The sequence below is a fragment of the Micromonospora sp. WMMD1274 genome (assembly GCF_049179035.1).
Classification (GTDB): domain Bacteria; phylum Actinomycetota; class Actinomycetes; order Mycobacteriales; family Micromonosporaceae; genus Micromonospora; species Micromonospora tulbaghiae.
On sequence record NZ_JBMHMG010000001.1, the window covers coordinates 3,566,349 to 3,584,553 of the forward strand.

The 18,205-nt window shown below is 72.8% G+C and carries 15 protein-coding genes and 1 tRNA gene; 10 read left to right on the forward strand and 6 right to left on the reverse strand.

The window, feature by feature from the left end; genetic code table 11:
• The first annotated feature begins 103 nt into the window (after positions 1-103).
• Complete coding sequence (gene topA / locus ACN27D_RS16800) at positions 104-2,941, forward strand: type I DNA topoisomerase (RefSeq protein ID WP_421499451.1); 2,838 nt, start codon at positions 104-106, stop codon at positions 2,939-2,941.
• 46 nt (positions 2,942-2,987) lie between these two features.
• Here the strand turns inward: topA and ACN27D_RS16805 are convergent, their stop codons facing one another.
• Together ACN27D_RS16805 and ACN27D_RS16810 are read right to left on the reverse strand one after the other, a co-directional pair.
• A complete protein-coding gene (locus ACN27D_RS16805; protein WP_421499452.1) occupies positions 2,988-3,908 on the reverse strand; it encodes a DUF559 domain-containing protein in 921 nt (306 codons plus the stop codon).
• Positions 3,909-4,031: 123 nt separating this feature from the next.
• Complete coding sequence (locus ACN27D_RS16810; protein ID WP_421499453.1) at positions 4,032-5,348, reverse strand: D-arabinono-1,4-lactone oxidase; 1,317 nt, start codon at positions 5,346-5,348, stop codon at positions 4,032-4,034.
• A gap of 219 nt (positions 5,349-5,567) precedes the next feature.
• Here ACN27D_RS16810 and ACN27D_RS16815 point away from each other — a divergent pair, with 219 nt between their 5' ends.
• Positions 5,568-6,143, forward strand: coding sequence for a TetR family transcriptional regulator (locus tag ACN27D_RS16815; protein WP_013473587.1), 576 nt, complete (start codon positions 5,568-5,570; stop codon positions 6,141-6,143).
• 78 nt (positions 6,144-6,221) lie between these two features.
• Here ACN27D_RS16815 and ACN27D_RS16820 read toward each other — a convergent pair whose 3' ends face one another.
• Positions 6,222-7,430 (reverse strand): amino acid deaminase/aldolase, encoded by a 1,209-nt coding sequence (locus ACN27D_RS16820; protein ID WP_421499454.1) that lies wholly within the window; start codon positions 7,428-7,430, stop codon positions 6,222-6,224.
• 217 nt (positions 7,431-7,647) lie between these two features.
• Between ACN27D_RS16820 and tmk the strand changes: the two genes are divergently transcribed.
• From tmk to ACN27D_RS16850, 6 genes are all read left to right on the forward strand, one after another.
• Entirely contained in the window at positions 7,648-9,804 is a 2,157-nt protein-coding gene (gene tmk, locus ACN27D_RS16825; protein WP_421499455.1) for a dTMP kinase, read from the forward strand.
• Positions 9,801-11,069 carry a DNA polymerase III subunit delta' gene (locus ACN27D_RS16830; RefSeq protein ID WP_421499456.1) on the forward strand — a complete coding sequence of 423 codons (1,269 nt, stop codon included), beginning with the start codon at positions 9,801-9,803 and terminating at the stop codon, positions 11,067-11,069. Before tmk ends, ACN27D_RS16830 begins: the two co-directional genes overlap by 4 nt.
• A gap of 128 nt (positions 11,070-11,197) precedes the next feature.
• Complete coding sequence (locus ACN27D_RS16835) at positions 11,198-11,527, forward strand: YbaB/EbfC family nucleoid-associated protein (RefSeq protein WP_013473591.1); 330 nt, start codon at positions 11,198-11,200, stop codon at positions 11,525-11,527.
• Position 11,528: 1 nt separating this feature from the next.
• Positions 11,529-11,834, forward strand: coding sequence for a hypothetical protein (locus ACN27D_RS16840; RefSeq protein ID WP_120572036.1), 306 nt, complete (start codon positions 11,529-11,531; stop codon positions 11,832-11,834).
• Positions 11,834-12,502, forward strand: a complete 669-nt coding sequence (locus tag ACN27D_RS16845; protein ID WP_120572035.1) for a hypothetical protein — start codon at positions 11,834-11,836, stop codon at positions 12,500-12,502. Before ACN27D_RS16840 ends, ACN27D_RS16845 begins: the two co-directional genes overlap by 1 nt.
• A gap of 260 nt (positions 12,503-12,762) precedes the next feature.
• A complete protein-coding gene (locus ACN27D_RS16850; RefSeq protein ID WP_151015791.1) occupies positions 12,763-13,605 on the forward strand; it encodes a PSP1 domain-containing protein in 843 nt (280 codons plus the stop codon).
• 130 nt (positions 13,606-13,735) lie between these two features.
• On the opposite strand, the gene ACN27D_RS16855 is transcribed toward ACN27D_RS16850, so the two are convergent.
• Entirely contained in the window at positions 13,736-15,466 is a 1,731-nt protein-coding gene (locus ACN27D_RS16855; RefSeq protein WP_421499457.1) for a metallophosphoesterase family protein, read from the reverse strand.
• A gap of 133 nt (positions 15,467-15,599) precedes the next feature.
• Between ACN27D_RS16855 and ACN27D_RS16860 the strand changes: the two genes are divergently transcribed.
• A tRNA-Thr gene (locus tag ACN27D_RS16860) sits at positions 15,600-15,673 on the forward strand.
• A gap of 76 nt (positions 15,674-15,749) precedes the next feature.
• On the opposite strand, the gene ACN27D_RS16865 is transcribed toward ACN27D_RS16860, so the two are convergent.
• Positions 15,750-16,442: a hypothetical protein gene (locus ACN27D_RS16865; RefSeq protein ID WP_421499458.1), complete on the reverse strand. Its 693-nt coding sequence runs from the start codon at positions 16,440-16,442 to the stop codon at positions 15,750-15,752.
• Between the two features lie 82 nt (positions 16,443-16,524).
• Positions 16,525-17,385, reverse strand: a complete 861-nt coding sequence (locus ACN27D_RS16870) for a helix-turn-helix transcriptional regulator (protein WP_421499459.1) — start codon at positions 17,383-17,385, stop codon at positions 16,525-16,527.
• 96 nt (positions 17,386-17,481) lie between these two features.
• On the opposite strand from ACN27D_RS16870, the gene ACN27D_RS16875 reads away from it, so the two are divergent.
• Entirely contained in the window at positions 17,482-18,204 is a 723-nt protein-coding gene (locus ACN27D_RS16875; protein ID WP_421499460.1) for an SDR family oxidoreductase, read from the forward strand.
• Position 18,205 lies beyond the last annotated feature (1 nt).

Sequence of the window (18,205 nt, forward strand, 5' to 3'; positions counted from 1 at the left end):
AACGCGGACGGCGCGTTACGTTGGACATCCGGACCGCCCGTGGTCCGGGTGGCGCAACACGGCCCGAAGCGGGCATGGCGTAGGAGTGAGGTCGGGGAGAGACGTGCCGAGCAACGCTGGAACCACCCGTCTGGTCATCGTCGAGTCACCGGCGAAGGCCAAGACGATCTCGGGCTACCTCGGCCCGGGGTACGTCGTGGAGGCCAGCTTCGGCCACGTCCGGGACCTGCCCCGCAACGCCGCCGACGTCCCGGCGAAGTACAAGGGTGAGCCGTGGGCGCGCCTCGGCGTCGACGTCGACAACGGCTTCCACGCCCTCTACGTGGTGTCGCCCGACCGTAAGCAGCAGATCAGCAAGCTGGTGAAGCTGGCCAAGGAGGTCGACGAGATCTTCCTGGCGACGGACGAGGACCGCGAGGGCGAGGCCATCGCCTGGCACCTGGTGGAGACGCTCAAGCCCAAGGTGCCGGTCAAGCGGATGGTCTTCCACGAGATCACCAAGCCGGCCATCCAGGCCGCCGTGGCGAACCCCCGGGAGATCGACCGCGACCTGGTCGACGCCCAGGAGGCGCGGCGCATCCTCGACCGTCTCTACGGCTACGAGGTCTCGCCGGTGCTGTGGAAGAAGGTCATGCCGAAGCTGTCGGCGGGCCGGGTGCAGTCCGTGGCGACGCGGATCGTGGTCGAGCGGGAGCGCCAGCGGATGGCGTTCCGCACCGCCGAGTACTGGGACATCCTGGCCACGCTCGCGGTGGCGAAGCCGGGCGAGGGCCCGCGGACGTTCAACGCCACGCTCGTCGCGCTCAACGGGGACCGGATCGCCACCGGCAAGGACTTCGAGCCGACCACGGGTCGTGTCCGCGCTGGCGCGGGTGTCGTCCACCTCGACGAGGGCGGGGCCCGGGGGCTCGCCGCCCGGCTGGCCGACCGGCCGTTCACCGTCACCCGGGTCGAGGAGAAGCCCTACCGGCGCCGCCCGTACGCGCCGTTCATCACCTCCACGCTCCAGCAGGAGGCGGCCCGCAAGCTGCGGTTCTCGTCGCAGCAGACGATGCGCACCGCGCAGCGCCTGTACGAGAACGGCTACATCACCTACATGCGTACCGACTCGGTGAACCTGTCCGAGACGGCCATCGCGGCCGCCCGCCGGCAGATCGTCGAGCTGTACGGCGAGCGCAGCGTGCCGCCGGAGCCGCGCCGCTACACCGGCAAGGTGAAGAACGCGCAGGAGGCGCACGAGGCGATCCGCCCCGCGGGCGACAACTTCCGCACCCCGGGCGAGGTGGCCAAGGAGCTGTCCGCCGAGGAGTTCAAGCTCTACGAGCTGATCTGGCGACGCACCATCGCCTCGCAGATGACCGACGCGGTCGGCTCCAGCGTGTCGGTGCGCATCCGCGCCGTCTCCTCCGCCCAGGAGGAGGCCGACTTCGGCGCGACCGGCAAGACCATCACCGACCCGGGCTTCCTGCGCGCGTACGTCGAGTCCAGCGACGACGAGAACGCCGAGGCCGAGGACGCCGAGCGGCGGCTGCCCACGCTGGTCAAGGACCAGCCGCTGACCGCCGACGAGCTGGCCGCGCAGGGCCACCACACCCAGCCGCCCTCCCGCTACACCGAGGCGTCGCTGGTCAAGGCGCTCGAAGAGCTGGGCATCGGCCGGCCCTCCACGTACGCGTCGATCATGCAGACGATCCAGGACCGCGGGTACGTGGTGAAGCGCGGCCAGGCGATGATCCCGTCGTTCCTGGCGTTCGCGGTGATCGGGCTGATGGAGCGGCACTACCCGCGCCTGATCGACTACGACTTCACCGCCAGCATGGAGAACGAGCTGGACGAGATCGCCGGTGGTGACCACGCCGCCGTCGACTTCCTCACCTCCTTCTACTTCGGCAGCACCAACGGCACCGGCGACCAGGCCATCGCGCACGCCGGTGGCCTGAAGAAGCTGGTCACCGAGAACCTCAGCGAGATCGACGCGCGCAGCGTCAACTCCATCCCGCTGTTCACCGACGACGAGGGCCGCGAGGTCGTCGTCCGGGTCGGCCGGTACGGGCCGTACCTCCAGCGGGCGCTGCCCGGCGCGGTTTCGGGCTCGGCCCCGGCCCCGGCCCCGGCCTCGGCCCCGGCCTCGGGTGAGGGTGAGGGCGAGGAGGGCGGCTCGCAGGGCGACCGGGCGCCGATCCCGGAGCGACTGGCCCCCGACGAGCTGACCCCGGAGAAGGTGCACGAGCTGTTCCTCGGCGGCGGCGGTGAGCGCAAGCTCGGCGACGACCCGTCGACGGGCGAGCCGATCGTGCTCAAGTCCGGCCGGTTCGGCCCGTACGTGGCCAGCGGCGAGCGCAAGTCCTCGCTGCTGCGCTCGCAGTCGCCGGACAGCCTCACCCTGGAGCAGGCGTTGCAGCTGCTGCGCCTGCCCCGGCTGATCGGCGTGGCCCCGGACGGCGCCGAGGTGGTCGCCAACAACGGCCGCTACGGCCCGTACGTCAAGCGCGGTGACGAGTTCCGCTCGCTGGACTCCGAAGACAAGATGTTCACCGTCACGCTGGACGAGGCGCTGGCGTTGCTGGCCGCCCCGAAGACGCGCCAGCGCCGGGCCGCCGCACCGCCGCTGCGGGAGATGGGCAACGACCCGCTCACCGAGAAGCCGCTGGTGATCAAGGACGGGCGCTTCGGGCCGTACGTGACCGACGGCGAGTTCAACGCGTCGCTGCGGCGCGGGCAGACGCCGGAGGAGTTGACGCTGGAGCAGGCGTCGGAGATGCTGGCCGAGAAGCGCGCGAAGGGTCCGGCGCCGAAGAAGAAGGCCGCGAAGAAGGCCGCCCCGGCCAAGAAGACGACGGCGGCGAAGAAGACCACGGCGGCCAAGAAGACGACGGCCGCGAAGAAGACGACGGCCAAGAAGGCCGCCCCCAAGAAGGCGACCTCAACCCCGAACGAGTGATCTTGGTACGGAGGCGCCCCTGGAAGGGCGGTTCCGTACCAAGATCTCAGCCGGGCCAGCCTGAGGATCTCAGGGCGGCGCGCAACTGGGTCACGACGCGGGTCGGGTCGTTGCGGACGGCCCACGCGGGGAAGCGCAGGACCCGGTCACCGGTGGTCCAGACGTCGTTCTGCCGCTGCATGTCCGCCCACGCGGTCTTCGGGTCGAGGTGCTGCCCACCGTCGATCTCGACGTGCACCCGCCACCGCTCGAACCAGACGTCCAGGTAGCGCCGCCGCCCGGTGGCGTCACGCCGGACGACCTGGAGGGACGGTTCGGGTAACCCGGCCCGCCGGACGAGATCGAGGAAGTCGATTTCGGCGAGGGAGTGAGCGCCGCCGGCCGCGTCCGTGGCGGTCGCCAGGATCAGCCGGCGCCGACGTGCGCGAGGGAGCCGCTCCAGCACCCGATGCAGGTCGTCGCCCCAGACCAGGCGTTGCTGGAAGCCTGCCGCGATGACAGCCCGTGCCTCCTCGTCGGTCGCCGCCCACTGTGCCGCGTCGACGAGCGAGCGGGCCGGCATGGTCCGGCGGGGCTTGCCGACGTCCAGCACGTCCTCCGGCGGCAGTGCGGTGGTGCGATGGATCCGCACACCCGGGGGCAGGGTTCGCGTCTGATGCCGGGCCGGCAGCAGCAGATGCACCAGCCGGCTCTCGTAGCGCCGCAGGCCCCATGCCTGGGCCGCGGTGAGTCCACCCAGCGTCGCTGCCGGTCCCGCCGCGAGCACCGCCACCCAACGCCACTCTTTCGGACCCACCGGCCCGTTGTGGGTGACGTAGACGCGCCGGTGCGCCTGCCGCCAGCGCCCGCTGCCCAGCCGGTGCCGGATCGCCTTCTCGGACAGGAACCGTCGAGCCTGCGTCGCTTCGAGCACCCGTTCCTGATGGAACAGCAACCAGCTCAACTCGTCCGCGTCATCCCCCGGCATCTCCACACATGAATCCCACCCGCTGTCCCGTCGTCCCTGTTGCCCCTGTGGACAGCCGCCGAGATCTTGGTACGGGAACGCCCTTCAAGGGGCGGCCCCGTACCAAGATCCCCGCTAGGCGGGTCAGGCGCCCAGGACCTGGGTCAAGTAGGGGTTCTGGAAGATGTGGGAGGGGTCGAGGCGGGCGCGGACGGACTGGAAGTCGGCGAATCTCGGGTAGGCGGTGGCCAGGGACTCCGCGGTGCGCCAGTGCAGCTTGCCCCAGTGCGGGCGGCCGCCCAACTCCGTCGCCACCTGCTCGAACGCGCGGAAGTACGGCTCGTACGGCATGCCCACGTACTGGTGCACGGCGATGTACGCGGAGTCCCGCCCGTACGAGTGGGACAGCCAGATGTCGTCGGCGGCGGTGAACCGCACCTCGACCGGGAACAGCACCTTGAACGGAAGCCGGTCCACGATCCGGCGCAGTTCGGCCAGCGCCGTGGGCAGCGCCTCGCGTGGCAGCCCGTACTCCATCTCCACGAAGCGGACCCGGCGCGGCGTGCAGAACACGCGGTCGGAGCGGCCGGTGTAGGTGCGTTCGGTGAGCGCGCGGGCGGAGACGGCGCTGATCCGGGGTGCGAGGGCGGGTACGGCCCGGCCGAGGCGGCAGGCGCCGGCGAAGACGGTGTTGGAGAGGAACTCGTCGTCCAGCCAGCCGCGCCAGCCGGGCAGTGGCTGGTCGTCGGCGGGTACCCGGTCGTTGGTCTTGACCTGCACCCGGTCGGTGTACGGGAACCAGTAGAACTCAGCGTGGTCGTGCGCCTCGTACAGGCCGGGGAGGTCGTCGAGTACTTCGGCGAGCGGGGCCGGGCGTTCGTGCGCGCGCAGCACGAAGGCGTCCACGCAGCGCAGCGTGACCTCGACCAGCACGCCCACCGCGCCGAGCCCGACCCGGGCGGCGTCGAAGACGTCGCGGTTCTCCTCGGCCGAGCAGCGCAGCACCTCGCCGGTGCCGGTGACCAGCGTCAGCCCGGCCACGAAGGTGGACAGGCAGCCCAGCTTCGCTCCGGTGCCGTGGGTGCCGGTGGAGAGCGCACCGGCGATGGTCTGGGCGTCGATGTCGCCGAGGTTCGGCATCGCGAGGCCGTGCCCGGCGAGCAGATCGTTGAGCGTGTGCAACGTCATCCCGGCCGGTACGGTGACCAGGCGGCGCGCCACGTCGACTGTGACGTCGGTCTCCAGCTCGGCGAGGTCGATCCGGTGCCCGTCGGCGACGGCGGTGGCGGTGAACGAGTGGCCGCTGCCGGTGGCCCGGACGGTCCGGCCCGCCGCGGCGGCCTGGCGGACCGCCTCGACGACGTCGGAGACGCTACGCGGGCGCACGGTGAGGAGCGCGGTGCTGTGCTGGTTGCCGGCCCAGTTGGACCAGGTGGCGGTGGTACCGGTCATCGCGGCCACTCCTCGACATGAATATGAACTGAATTCATATCAGGAACGTTGTGCCTGGTAAATACCGCAATCGAGCCCGGCTCGTTGTACCGGTAGTCACAGACTCGTGACGTGCAGATATGTTCATCCGTCGAAGGGGGGTGGCGCCGAGTGTCCACACCAGCCGCCACGACCGGGCCGCTGCGTCGAGTACCGGTGCAGGGCCGAAGTGTCGCGCGGGTCCAGCGGATGCTGGACGCCTGCGCCGAGCTCGTCGACGAGGTGGGGTACGAAGGGCTGACCACGACCCTGCTCGCCGAGCGTGCCGAGGTGGCGATCGGGTCGGTATACCAGTTCTTTCCGGACAAGCGGGCGATCGTGCAGGCACTGACCCTGCGCACCATGGAGTCCTACCTCCAGCGGCTCGACGAGCGGTTCTCCTCGGACGACCTGACCCACTGGTGGGACGGGGTCGACGCGGCGATCGACGAGTACATCTCGATGCACCGCACCGTTCCCGGCTTCCGTACCCTGCACTTCGGCGACGTGGTCGACCTGCACCTGCTGGACGACCAGCGGGACAACAACGGGGTCATCGCGGAGCAGCTCGCCCGCGTACTCACCGAGCGTTTCGGCCTCGCCGGGGTGCCCGACCTGCGGTTCCACCTGGAGGTCGCGGTGGAGGCCGCGGACGCCCTGATCAAGCTGGCCTTCCGCCGCCGCACCGACGGCGACGAGCGGGTGCTGGTCGAGGCGAAGGCGCTCATCCGGGAGTACCTGCACCGGCAGGTGAACGCCCCCACGGAGGTCGCCCACCAGGGCTGAGCGGCACGTTGAACGGCGGGTTCTGAGAGTGCGTCGGAGCCCGCCGTCGTCACGTGGTGGGGCAGAGCCGCGGGCGGCTCAGAGGAACGCGTGCCCCTCGCCCCGGTAGGTCGGCACGGTGGCGACCACCGCGTCCCCCTCGACCAGGTGCACCTCGTTGACGTGCTCGCACAGCTCGCCCGCCTTGGCGTGGCGGAACCACACCCGGTCGCCGACGCGCAGGGTGTCCGCGGCCTTCCCGGCCAGCGGGGTCTGCACCTCGCCGGCGCCCTCCGCGCCGAGCAGCTTCAGCCCGGCCGGCAGCCACGGCCGGGGCAGCCGGCTGGTCGCCGCCTGGCCGGAGGCGATCCAGCCGCCACCGAGCACCGTCGCCAGCCCGGGCGCCGGGCGGCGGACCACCGCGCAGGCGAAGAACGCCGCCGGGGTGGGCCGCCAGGCACGGTACGCGTCGAACAGCGTCGGCCCGTACAGGCCGGAGCCCGCGGTGACCTCGGTGACGGCGGGGTCCGCGCTGGTGGCGGCCACGCTGCCGGTGCCGCCGCCGTTGACGAACTCCAGGTCGGCGTGCTCCCGGACCGCGCTGACCGCGGCGGAGCGGCGGGCCAGCAGTTCGCGGTACGACCCGCGCTGCGCGACCCGGATCGCCGAGCCGAGCACCGCCTGTCCGGGCGGCGCGTCGCCGAGGCCGGCGATCTGTGCCTCGTACGACATCAGGCCGACCAGCCGGAAGCCCGGCCGGCCGGCGACGGCGGCGGCGAGCGCGCCGGCCGCCGTGGCGCTGTGCACCGGGGAGCGGCGCACGCCGACGTGCACCCGGCCTCCCAGCGGGCGCCAGGAGGCGTCCAGGTCGAGGCAGACCCGCAGCGCGGGGCGGCCCGCGGGCGGGCACACCGCGTCGATCAGGTCGAGCTGCCCGGTGTCGTCGATCATCAGCGTCACCGCGTCGGCGAGCGCCGGGTCGGCGGCCAGTTCGGCGAGGCCGCCCCGGTGGGCCGTCGGGTACGCCACGAGCACGTCGTCGCTGACCCCGGATCGGACCAGCCACAGCGCCTCGGGGAGCGTGAAGGCCATCACGCCGTGCCACCCGGGCCGCTTGAGTGCCCGGGTCAGCAGCTCGCGGACGCGTACCGACTTGCTCGCCACGCGCAGCGGCTTGCCGCCGGACCGGCCGGCGAGCGCCTCGGCGTTGGTGTCGAACGCGGTGAGGTCGACGACGGCGTACGGCGGGTCGAGGTGAGCGGTCGCCCGGTCGAGACGATCGCGAAGTTTGTCACGGTCGATGGCCACGTCTGCACGCTAACTGTCTGGACGGCAATGCGAAATACCCTCGCGTCTGTCCGGGCTGCGGGCGGTGGTCCCGGCGGCCTAGGCTCGGCGAGCAGGTGAATGTCGCGGGGGACGACCCTTCCTGCGCGACTAGAGTGTTCCACCGGGGATGCCCAGACCTGGGCCGGCACGTGGAGGTACGGCCATCGAAAGCCAGAACAACGGCGAGTCGCCCGGCGTGTCGTCGCCCGGGACAGCCGCCGACCACTCCGGTGCCGCCGCCATCCGGTCGGTGCTGCGCATCCGGCCGTTCCGCCGGCTGTGGATCGTGCTCAGTGCCGCCTCCTTCGGTGACTGGCTCGGCCTGCTCGCCACCGCGCTGTTCGCCGCCTCCCAGGTCTCCGGCAGCACCGCCCAGGGCGCCGCGTTCGGTGGCGTGACCGCGATCCGGCTGCTCCCGGCGCTGGTGCTCGGCCCGGTGGCGGGTGTGTTCGCCGACCGGTTCGACCGCCGGTGGACGATGGTCATCTGCGACCTGCTGCGCTTCGTGCTGTTCGCCTCGATCCCGCTGTACGCGCTCACCGGCGCCGCGGGCGGGCTGGTGGTCGGCTGGGCGCTGATCGCCACGTTCCTGATCGAGTCGATCACCCTGCTGTGGATCCCGGCCAAGGAGGCGGCGGTCCCCAACCTCATCCCGCGTACCCGGCTGGAGGCGGCGAACCAGCTCACGCTGATCACCACGTACGGCCTGACGCCGGTCGCGGCGGCCATCGCCCTGGCCGTGCTGACCCGCGGCCTGCCCGGCGCGTTCGGCGGCGACCTGCCGAACTGGGCCGAACCGGCCCAGCTCGCGCTCTGGTTCAACGCCTTCTCCCGGCTGGCCACCGCGCTCGTGGTGGCGTTCGGGATCAAGGAGATCAGCGAGGCCCAGCGCGGCGAGGCGGAGCGCACCGAGCAGAGCATGTTCCGGCAGTTCTCCGAGGGCTGGAAATACATCGGCCAGACCCCGCTGGTGCGTGGCCTGGTGCTGGGCATCTTCGGCGCGTTCGCCGGCGGCGGGATCGTGGTCGGCACGGGCAAGTTCTTCGCCAACTCGCTCGGCGCCGGTGACGCCGCGTTCTCGCTGCTCTTCGGCGCGATCTTCGTCGGTCTGGCGCTCGGCATCGGGCTCGGGCCGATGATCGTGCGGGACATGTCCCGCCGCCGCTGGTTCGGCATGAGCATCGTGCTCGCCAGCGCCTCGGTGCTGGTGCTCGCCTTCGCCATCCACCTGTCCATGGCCATCCTCGGCGCGATCCTGGTCGGCGCGGGCGCCGGCATGGCGTTCCTGGCCGGCACCACGCTGCTCGGCGGCGAGGTGGCCGACGAGGTGCGCGGCCGGGTGTTCGCGGTGGTGCAGATCGGCACCCGGCTGGTGCTGATCCTGGCCATCGCGCTCAGCAGCCTCCTGGTCGGCGTCGGCGGCTCCCGCCAGCTCACCATCGCCGACCTGGGCATCTCCATCTCCTCCACCCGCCTGCTGCTGCTCGCCGCCGGCGCGGCCGGAATCATCGCCGGGATCAGCGCGTTCGGCCAGATGGACGACAAGAAGGGCGTACCGGTCCTCGCGGACCTCTGGGGCTCGATCCGGGGCCGTCCGCTGATGCCGGCCGAGCCGTTCGTCTCCAGCGGCCTGTTCGTGGTCTTCGAGGGCGGCGAGGGCGCAGGCAAGTCCACCCAGCTCGCCCAGCTCGCCGACCGGCTGCGCGCGCAGGGCCGCGACGTGGTGGTCACCCGCGAGCCGGGCGCCACGCCGGTCGGCGAGCGGATTCGCTCCCTGGTGCTCGGCACCGCCCCCGACGAGGCGCCGTCGCCGCGCGCCGAGGCGCTGCTCTACGCCGCCGACCGGGCGCACCACGTGGCCACTGTCGTCCGCCCGGCGCTGGTGCGGGGCGCGGTGGTGATCAGCGACCGGTACGTCGACTCGTCGCTCGCCTACCAGGGCGCCGGCCGGACGCTCCCGGTGGACGAGGTCTCCTGGCTCTCGTCCTGGGCCACCGGCGGCCTCAAGCCCGACCTGGTGGTTCTGCTCGACGTCGAGCCGCGTACCGGCCTGAGCCGGGTCGAGGACCGCGCCGAGGGCACCGACCGGCTGGAGGCCGAGTCGCTGACGTTCCACGAGCGGGTCCGGTACGCCTTCCTCGACCTCGCCGCCGGTGACCCGAAGCGATACCTGGTGCTCGACGCGTCCCGCCCGATCGCGGAGACCGCCGACGCGGTCGCCCGCCGGGTGGGCGACCTGCTGGCCGACCCGGGCGGCATCGTGCACCCCCGTCCGGCGCAGGGCCCGGACACCTCGGTCCAGCCCGAGTTATCCGACGCGGAGCTGGTGACGATGGAGCAACCCCGGCGATGACCGACGTCTTCGGCGATCTGGTCGGGCAGGACGAGGCGGTGGCCATGCTGCGGCGGGCCGCCGCCTCGGCCGCCGCCCTGCTGCGCGCGCCGGTGACGGCCCCCGCGGGCGGGCACGACGACCTCGACGCGCTCGCCGAGGAGTACGACGGCGACCCGGCTCCGGCACCGGCCGATCCGGGCGCCGGCATGACCCACGCCTGGATCTTCACCGGCCCGCCCGGATCGGGCCGCTCGGTGGCCGCCCGCGCGTTCGCCGCCGCCCTGGAGTGCGTGCACGGCACCGGGTGCGGCACCTGCCCCGGCTGCCACACCACGCTCACCGGCACTCACGCGGACGTACGCCTCGTGGTGCCCGAGGGCCTGTCCATCGGCGTCAACGAGATGCGCGCGCTGGTGCTGCGAGCGGCCAGCGCGCCCTCCGGCGGCCGGTGGCAGATCGTGATCATCGAGGACGCAGACCGGCTCACCGAGGCCGCCGGCAACGCGCTGCTCAAGGCGATCGAGGAGCCGCCGCCGCGTACCGTCTTCCTGCTCTGCGCCCCGTCCACCCACCCGGACGACATCTCCGTGACCATCCGGTCGCGCTGCCGGGTCGTACCGCTGCGGCAGCCGCCGCCGGCCGCGGTGGCCGAGGTGCTGGTCCGCCGCGACGGCATCGCGCCCGACGTGGCCGAGTGGGCCGCCGCGGCGGCGCAGGGGCACGTGGGCCGGGCCCGGCGGCTGGCCCGCGACCCGGAGGCCCGGCAGCGGCGCGACGCGGTGCTGGCCGTGCCGCGCCGGCTGACCGGCGTGGGCGCGGCGTTCGACGCGGCCTCGGCGCTGATCGAGGCCGCCGAGGCGGAGGCCGCCGCCTCCGTCGCGGAGATCGACGAGGCGGAGCGTACGGCGTTGCAGACGGCGCTCGGCGCGGGCGGCACCGGCCGGGGCGCGGCCGGCGCCATGCGCGGCGCGGCGGGTCAGCTCAAGGACCTGGAGAAGCGGCAGAAGTCGCGGGCCACCCGCGCCCAGCGGGACGCGCTGGACCGGGCCCTGGTCGACCTGGCCGGGTTCTACCGGGACGCGCTCGCCATGGCCCTGCGGGCGCCTGTCGCCCCGGTGCACACCGACACGGCGTCGCTCGCCTCGGCGGGCGCGCAGAAGTGGGACGCCGAGGGCTCGCTGCGCCGCCTGGAGGCGGTGCTGGAGTGCCGCGCGGCGATCGAGGCGAACGTCAAGCCGCGGATCGCCGTGGAGGCGATGATGCTGGCCCTCTGGCGCGGCTGAACCGGGCCCTCCCGCACTGTCCACAGGCCATCGACACGCGCGATTGCCGTGCGGTACGGTCCGGTGATGCCGCGGTGACCGAGGCGGCACGCTCAGTGAAGGCCGGACCGGCCGGGAGGAGTCCGCCGATGCCGCGGGGCGAGATCGACGAGGCCTGGATCGAGGAGGCGGTGCGGCGCTACCGCCGGATCGAGAACCTGCAGGCCGAGTTCGACCAGGCGGTCGCGACGGTCGAGGTCACCGTCCGCTCACCCGACGGGCTCGTCGAGGTGGTGGTGACCGCCGGCGGGCGTATCACCGACGTGCGCTTCCTCGGCCCGCTGCACCACCGCAGCCCGCGCGACGTGGCCGGCTCGGTGCAGGCCGCGGTCACCGCCGCCGCCGACGCGGCGCAGTGGGCGCGGGAGAAGCTGCACAACGAGACGTTCGCGGCCTACCGGCCGCTGGCGGGGGCCTGACATGGAGACACTGCGTGCCCTGGCCGCCCGTCTCGACGAGGCCGGCGCGACCCTCGCCACCCTGTCCCGCACGGTGACCGCCACCGACCCGCCGCATCCCGCGTTCGGCGCGCACGCCACCGGCCGCCCCGGCGAGGTGGGCCGCGCGCTGCACCGCCAGTGGACCCTCGCCACCGCCGACCGGGCACGCGAGGCGCAGGCCGCCGCCGTCCGGATGGCCGCCGCCGCGGCGGCGCTGCGCAGTGCCGCAGACCGCTACGCCGCCGCCGACGACGCGGTCGCCCGGCGGCTGGCCCGGGAGGCCTGATGGACGCGCTCGACCGCCTCGCCGAGCCGGGCCTCGACCTGCTCGCCCGCGTCGACACGCTGCTTGCCGCCGGCGCGCCCGAGGGCCACCGGCTCTGGCCGCTGCTGCGCCGCATGCAGGTGCTTCCCGGCGCGGCCGTGCGCGAGTTCCTCGACCTGCATCCCGCGCCGCTGACCGGCGCCGGCCACGCGGTGCGCCGGCTCGTCCGGGGGTACGACGACACCTGCGCCATGCTGGCCGACCAGGTCGCCTGGTCCGGCGCCGCGGCGTCGGCGTACGACGAGGCACGTGCCGCCCTGCTGCGGCACCTGGACGAAGGCCCGGAGAGCCTGGTCGGGCGGCTGGAGTCGACGGCGGGCTACGCCGACGCGCTGGCCGGCTGGGTGGAGGGCAGCCGGGCCGCGCTGGCCCGGGCGCTGGCCGAGGTGCTGGGCTCGGCCGAGGCGGTGGCGGTGCACGCGGCGACCCGGCCCGGCGCCGAGGCCGGACGGGCCGGGGCGGCGGCCGCGGCGGAGATCGCCACGAGGGTCTTGGGCGTGCTCGGGGTGGCCTACGACGGCGCCGAGACGCTGCTGCGCCAGTGGGGGCCGAGCCTGGCCGAGACACAGTGGCGGGACCGCGCCACCACCGCCCCGCGCTACGGCGGCACCACCCGGATCGGCTACTGACGGTCCACGGCGCCGCGCGCCGGTCCGGCCGTGGCCGGGTGACGGCGGCGGCGCCGTGGCCTTCCCCTGCACCCCCCGCAGGTATGCCTTCACTCAACGCGTCCGGGCGGTGTTTGTCAGGGGCCCGCCGGAGATTCAGCCGTCCGGGCGAGGCGATGGGGCCGGTTCGGCCGGGTCGTCGACGGTGATCGCTGCGGTGGGTGACCGGGCGGCGACAGGTGCGCCGTGCGGCGGGCGTCGATCCGCGTAGGGTGTGGCGTATGGGCATGCTCTGCGCGGTCAGCTTCAACCGGTACGGGCGCCTCTACTACCTCGACCCGGGCGAGTGGCGCCCGCAGGTGGGCGACCGGGTGCTGGTGCCCACCGACGAGGGGCCCGAGGTGGCCGAGTGCGTGTGGGCCGCGCAGTGGGTCAGTGAGGACACCGACAGCTTCCCGAAACTCGCTGGGATCGCCGGGGACGACGACCTGCGCCGCGACGAGATGCTGCGCCGGCGCAAGGCCGAGGCGAAGGTGGCCGCCAAGCGGCTGATCCGCGAACACGGCCTGCCGATGAAGGTGGTCGCCGTCGACCACGTCCTGGCCACGCCGGAGAACGGCAGCGACCGCACCACCATCTACTTCACTGCGCCGCACCGCGTCGACTTCCGCTCGCTGGTCCGCGACCTGGGCGCCACGCTGCACTGCCGGGTCGAGCTGCGGCAGCTGTCCGCCCGCGACTCCGCCCGCGTGCAGGGCGGCATCGGCTCCTGCGGGCGCGATCTGTGCTGCGCCACGTTCCTCACCGACTTCGAGCCGGTGACCATCCGGATGGCGAAGGACCAGGACCTGCCGCTCAACCCGCTGCGCATCTCCGGTGCGTGCGGGAGGCTGATGTGCTGCCTGAAGTACGAGCATCCGCTGTATCAGAAGTTCCAGGAGTCGGCCCCTGCGGTCGGCAGCCGGGTGTCCACGCCGCAGGGCGAGGGCAAGGTGGTCGGCCACAGTGTCCCGCGCGACGCGGTCACGGTCCGCCTGGACGCGGACGGCTCCCGCTCGATGTGCTCCCGCGCGTCGGTCTGCGGCCCGAGGCAGGCCCACGACCAGCACTACCCCCAGCCCTAACCCCCACCCCACCCCCACCCGCCCCGCCCCTCTCCCGCCCCCTCTCCGTCGATCATGAAGTTGGCGGTCGAAATTGTGATCGACTTCGCCGCTAACTTCATGATCGACGGGGTGAGTCGGCCGGGCGGGGTCAGCGGATGACTATGGGGGGTTCGGCCAGGCGGGGGGTCAGGGGGGTCTTCGGGGTCAGCCAGGAGGCGGTGGGGGACTGGTCGGGGTTCAACTGCCAGTTGTGGGACACCCTGTCGACGGCGATCGGGTAGATCGTCAGCGTGCCGTCCGGGTCGATCCGGAACCGCAGGAACGCCTTCGAGTCCTCGATGCCCTGCCCCGCGAACAGCTCGTTCAGGTTCACCCCGAACGCGCCCGCCACCAGCAGGTAGAGCGCCACGAGCTGGCTGGCGGCCAGCCCGCTCACCGGCCCGTAGAGCACCACGGCGGCGACCGCCGGCAGCGGCCACGGCCAGTCGTAGAACGGCAGCTGCAACCAGACCCACGTGCCCCCGGCGGCGAGCGCCACCTGGGCCAGCCCGTGCGCCACCCCGAGGATCCAGTGCCGGGCGTGCCGTTTCCCGCCCGCCGTGGGCGGCTTGGCGAAGAACACCGCGCCCATCATCGCCACCACCAGCATGATCGCCAGCGGCACGCTGAACAGGCGCTGCTCGGTGGTGCCCACCCGCTGCACCGCCACCCCGGCCATCGCCAGCATCAGCAGCGTGTGCAGCGTGCCGAGCAGCGTGGTGAAACCCGGGTTGCGGAACGGCAGCCGGGCGAAGATCCCCCAGCCGTACCGGCGGGAGCGCGCCTTGTCCGGATAGCGCGCGGCCAGGTCGTACTCCCGGGTGTTGCTGGCCCGCCGGGTCAGCGTGTCACGCGGCGGCACCTCCAGCTTCTCCGGCAGCCGGTGCGTCGGATAGAGGTAGGCGCCGCCACCGCCGCACGTGATGAGCTGCCGGTCCGGCCCGGCGTAACGGGCGTAGTGGTGCAGGTCGCCGGAGACCAGCACCTTTACCTGCGCCCCGGTCGGCGCGACGAGGGTACGGATGAAGTAGTCGATCGAGTCGTACGCGTTGGGGTGGTCGACGGCCTTGACCCACGTCGGCGCCGGCACCGCCAGGATCACCTTGGACTCCGGGGTGAGCTTGCGGGCCACCTCGTCGAAGTAGGTGAGCTGTGGGTCGTCCAGGTACGACCCGGACTGGTCGTCGAGGCCGAGCAGCCACCAGCCGGCCGGCAGCTCGACCGCGAAGTACGAGCGGGACTGGCCGGTGCCCCAGCCGGCGAAGTGCCGGTCCCGGGTACGCACGAACAGGCGCAGGAATGCGGTCAGCCCGTCGTACCAGTCATGGTTGCCGGGCACCGCGAACAGCGTCGGCTTCTCCGGCGGGGCGACCGGCAGCGCCGCCTGGTACGGGCCCTTGCACCGGTCCTCGTACGCCTCGTAGCCCGCCGCCGGGTAGACCTGGTCGCCGCCCATCACCAGCGTCTGCGCGCGGGGGAGCCGGTGCCCGTCCACTGTCAGCTCCGGCTGGGCGAGCAGGTACGCCACCGAGTACGTGGCGTCGAAGCCGTCACCCAGGTCGGCCACGTAGTCGAGCCAGAGCCCGCCGTCCGGCCCGACCTGCCGGAACGTGCCGTCGCTGAACGCGTTCTGCAACTCCCGCTTGTCCAGGTAGGCCCCGAACAGCATGGCCAGCAACGTACGCAGGCCGGTGCTGATCAGCAGCAGTGGCGCGAGCCAGGGCACCGGCCGGCGCGGGGTGAAACCCAGCTCCCGGGGGTCGATGCGGCGGGGGCGGCGGGTGGCCCGCTCGCCGGGATGCGCCTCGGGAGCCGGTGGTCGCGGCGGTTCGTCGGTCACCCGCCGCAGGGTAGTCCGGAGCGGGCGGGAAGTCTCTCCCGTGACGGGGCGGATATGGTCCGGTGTCCGGGTTCGGGGACGGGGGGATCCGGTTCGGCTTCCGCCGGGGCGTGCCGTACACTTGACGATCGTTGCCGCCTTAGCTCAGTCGGCTAGAGCGACGCACTCGTAATGCGTAGGTCGACGGTTCGATTCCGTCAGGCGGCTCGGTACAGAAGCCCAGGTCACAGGCCTGGGCTTCGCCGTTTCCGAGGCCGATTGCCCCTCCGCCGACGGGTGCCGGTCAATCGTCCGCGCCGCGACTGCTTCGACCGGCCGGTCGGCGACCGCATCCGGGGCAACCCGGCCGGCCGGGCCAGCCGGCGGCAGCCGCCCAGGCCAGCAGTACGCCCATGGTCAGGCCGGGAGGCAGGTACCAGAACGTGAGGAAGCCGGCCGGTGGCGTCAACGGCAGTGCCGCGACGAGCGCCCACGCGACGCGGCGTGGCAGCACACCGCGATGCAGCCCTTGCAGGCCACACCAGACGGTGCCCGCCAGCGCCGTCAGCAGGGCCGCGAGGTCGAACACCCACCCGTATCCGGGGCTGTTGTATTCCAGGCCGATCGCGATGGCGGCGGCGAGGAGCCCGTACCTCGTGAGGCGCCGAGGCGTCGCGGTGGCGTGGCCGGTCACCGTCCAGACGAGCGGCAGCGTCAGCAGCACCGACACGAAGAAGGGCCCACGCCAGATCCAGGCCGGCTCCCCACCGTCGAACAACGGCAGGTTCTCGGCCATCCATCGCGCCGGAGCGGGGAGAGAGCTGACGGCTCGGCCGCCGCCGACCTCCCACTGCGCGGCCATCGCGGCGCCGAGCACCGCTGCGACCAGCGGCGCGAGAATCGCAAGGGCGCGCCGCCAGCGGGCGACCGCCCACCTGCCGTCGACACCGGGCGTGCCGGTGCGGTCGGGTACGTGCTGCGGATGCTCCTGTCGCATCGGATGATCGTCCTCGCGTCGCTGGGAAATCCCATCAGGAGAACAGTCGGGACCACCAGTAGCGTTTCGGCTGTAGGCGCGGTTACGAGGCCGCCCGTGCTCTTCTGCCCGGAGCGGGCAGTTCGGCGGCGACCGTGCCCAGCAGCGCCAGGGCCTGCGCCGAACGGCTGCCGGCCTCGGCCTGGTAGACGACCAGCTGCTGGCCGGTCGCACCGGCGACGGTCAGGGAGTCGTACGTGAGAGTCAGCTCGCCGACGTCGTGATGGTGGAACAGCTTCGCCTCGTGCGTCTTTCCCCGTACGTCGTGGCGAGCCCACAGCCGGCGGAACTCCGGGCTCTTCAGCGAGAGTTCCCCGACCAGTTCGGTGAGCCGCGCGTCGTCGAGCATGTCGGCTGCGGCGGCCCGCAGCGCGCCCAGGCTGGACTGCGCGACCCGGTCCCAGTGGGGATAGAAGGAGTGGGCCGCCGGGTCGAGGAAGACGAACCGGACGAGATTGGGCTCGTCGGCCTCGAACAGCTTGGCGAACAGGGCGCGCCCGAGCCGGTTGGCGGCAAGCACGTCCATCCTGCGGTCGACGATCAGCGCGGGGGTGTGCAGCCAGCCGTCCATCAGGCGCAGCAGGCTCGGCCGGACGGTCTCCCGCGTACCCCGGCGGACAGACGTGCGGCCGCTCCTGGCCAGCAGGTGCAGATGCGCCGCCTCCTCGGCGTCGAGTCCGAGGGTGCGGGCCAGCGCGTTCAGCATCTGTTCCGACGGATGCTGTTCCCGCCCTTGCTCCAGGCGGGCGTAGTAGTCGGTGCTGACCCCGGACAGCTGGGCGACCTCCTCGCGCCGCAGACCCGGCGTGCGGCGCCGGCCCGAGGAGACGATTCCGGCCTCCGCCGGACTGGTCGTCTCACGCCGGGCACGCAGGAACTCGCCGAGCGGATTGCTGCCGTCCACCACCCCAACATAACCGCGGGCGGCAGGCCGCCAGGAGCCTCAGCCGGGGTGTGACGCACCCTGGTTGCGGCCGGCCGTACTCCGCACGGTGGACTCATGGAATCCACACAGAAGGTCGTTCTGGTCACCGGCGCGAGCAGCGGCATCGGCGAGGCGACCGCACTGCGCCTGGCCGCCGAGGGGCACGCCGTGGTCGCGGGCGCGCGGCGCCGCGAGCGGCTCGCCGCGCTCGCCCAACGGCACGACAACATCAGCGTACGGCGGCTCGACGTGACGGACCGTGACGACGTTGCGGCGTTCGTCGACAGTGCGGTGGCCGAGTTCGGACGGGTCGACGTGCTCGTCAACAACGCGGGTCTGATGCCGTTGTCCCGGCTCGACGCCCTGCTGGTGGACGAGTGGGATCGGATGATCGACGTCAACGTCCGGGGTCTGCTGCACGGCATCGCGGCCGTCCTGCCGGTCTTCCAGCGGCAGGGCAGCGGCCACCTGGTCACTGTCGCCTCCGTCGGCGCGCACGAGGTGGTGCCGACCTCCGGGGTGTACTCGGCGACGAAGTTCGCCGCGTGGGCGATCACCGAAGGTCTGCGACTGGAGGCCGATCCGAGCCTGCGGGTCACCACGATCACGCCCGGCGTCGTCGAGTCGGAGCTGGCCGAATCGATCACCGATCCGATGGCCCGGGAGGCGATGCGGGAGTACCGCCGGCACGCGATCTCACCGGACGCCGTCGCGCGTGCCATCTCCTACGCCGTCGACCAGCCGGCGGACGTGGACGTCAACGAGATCATCATCCGTCCGACCCGGCAGCGAGGCTGAC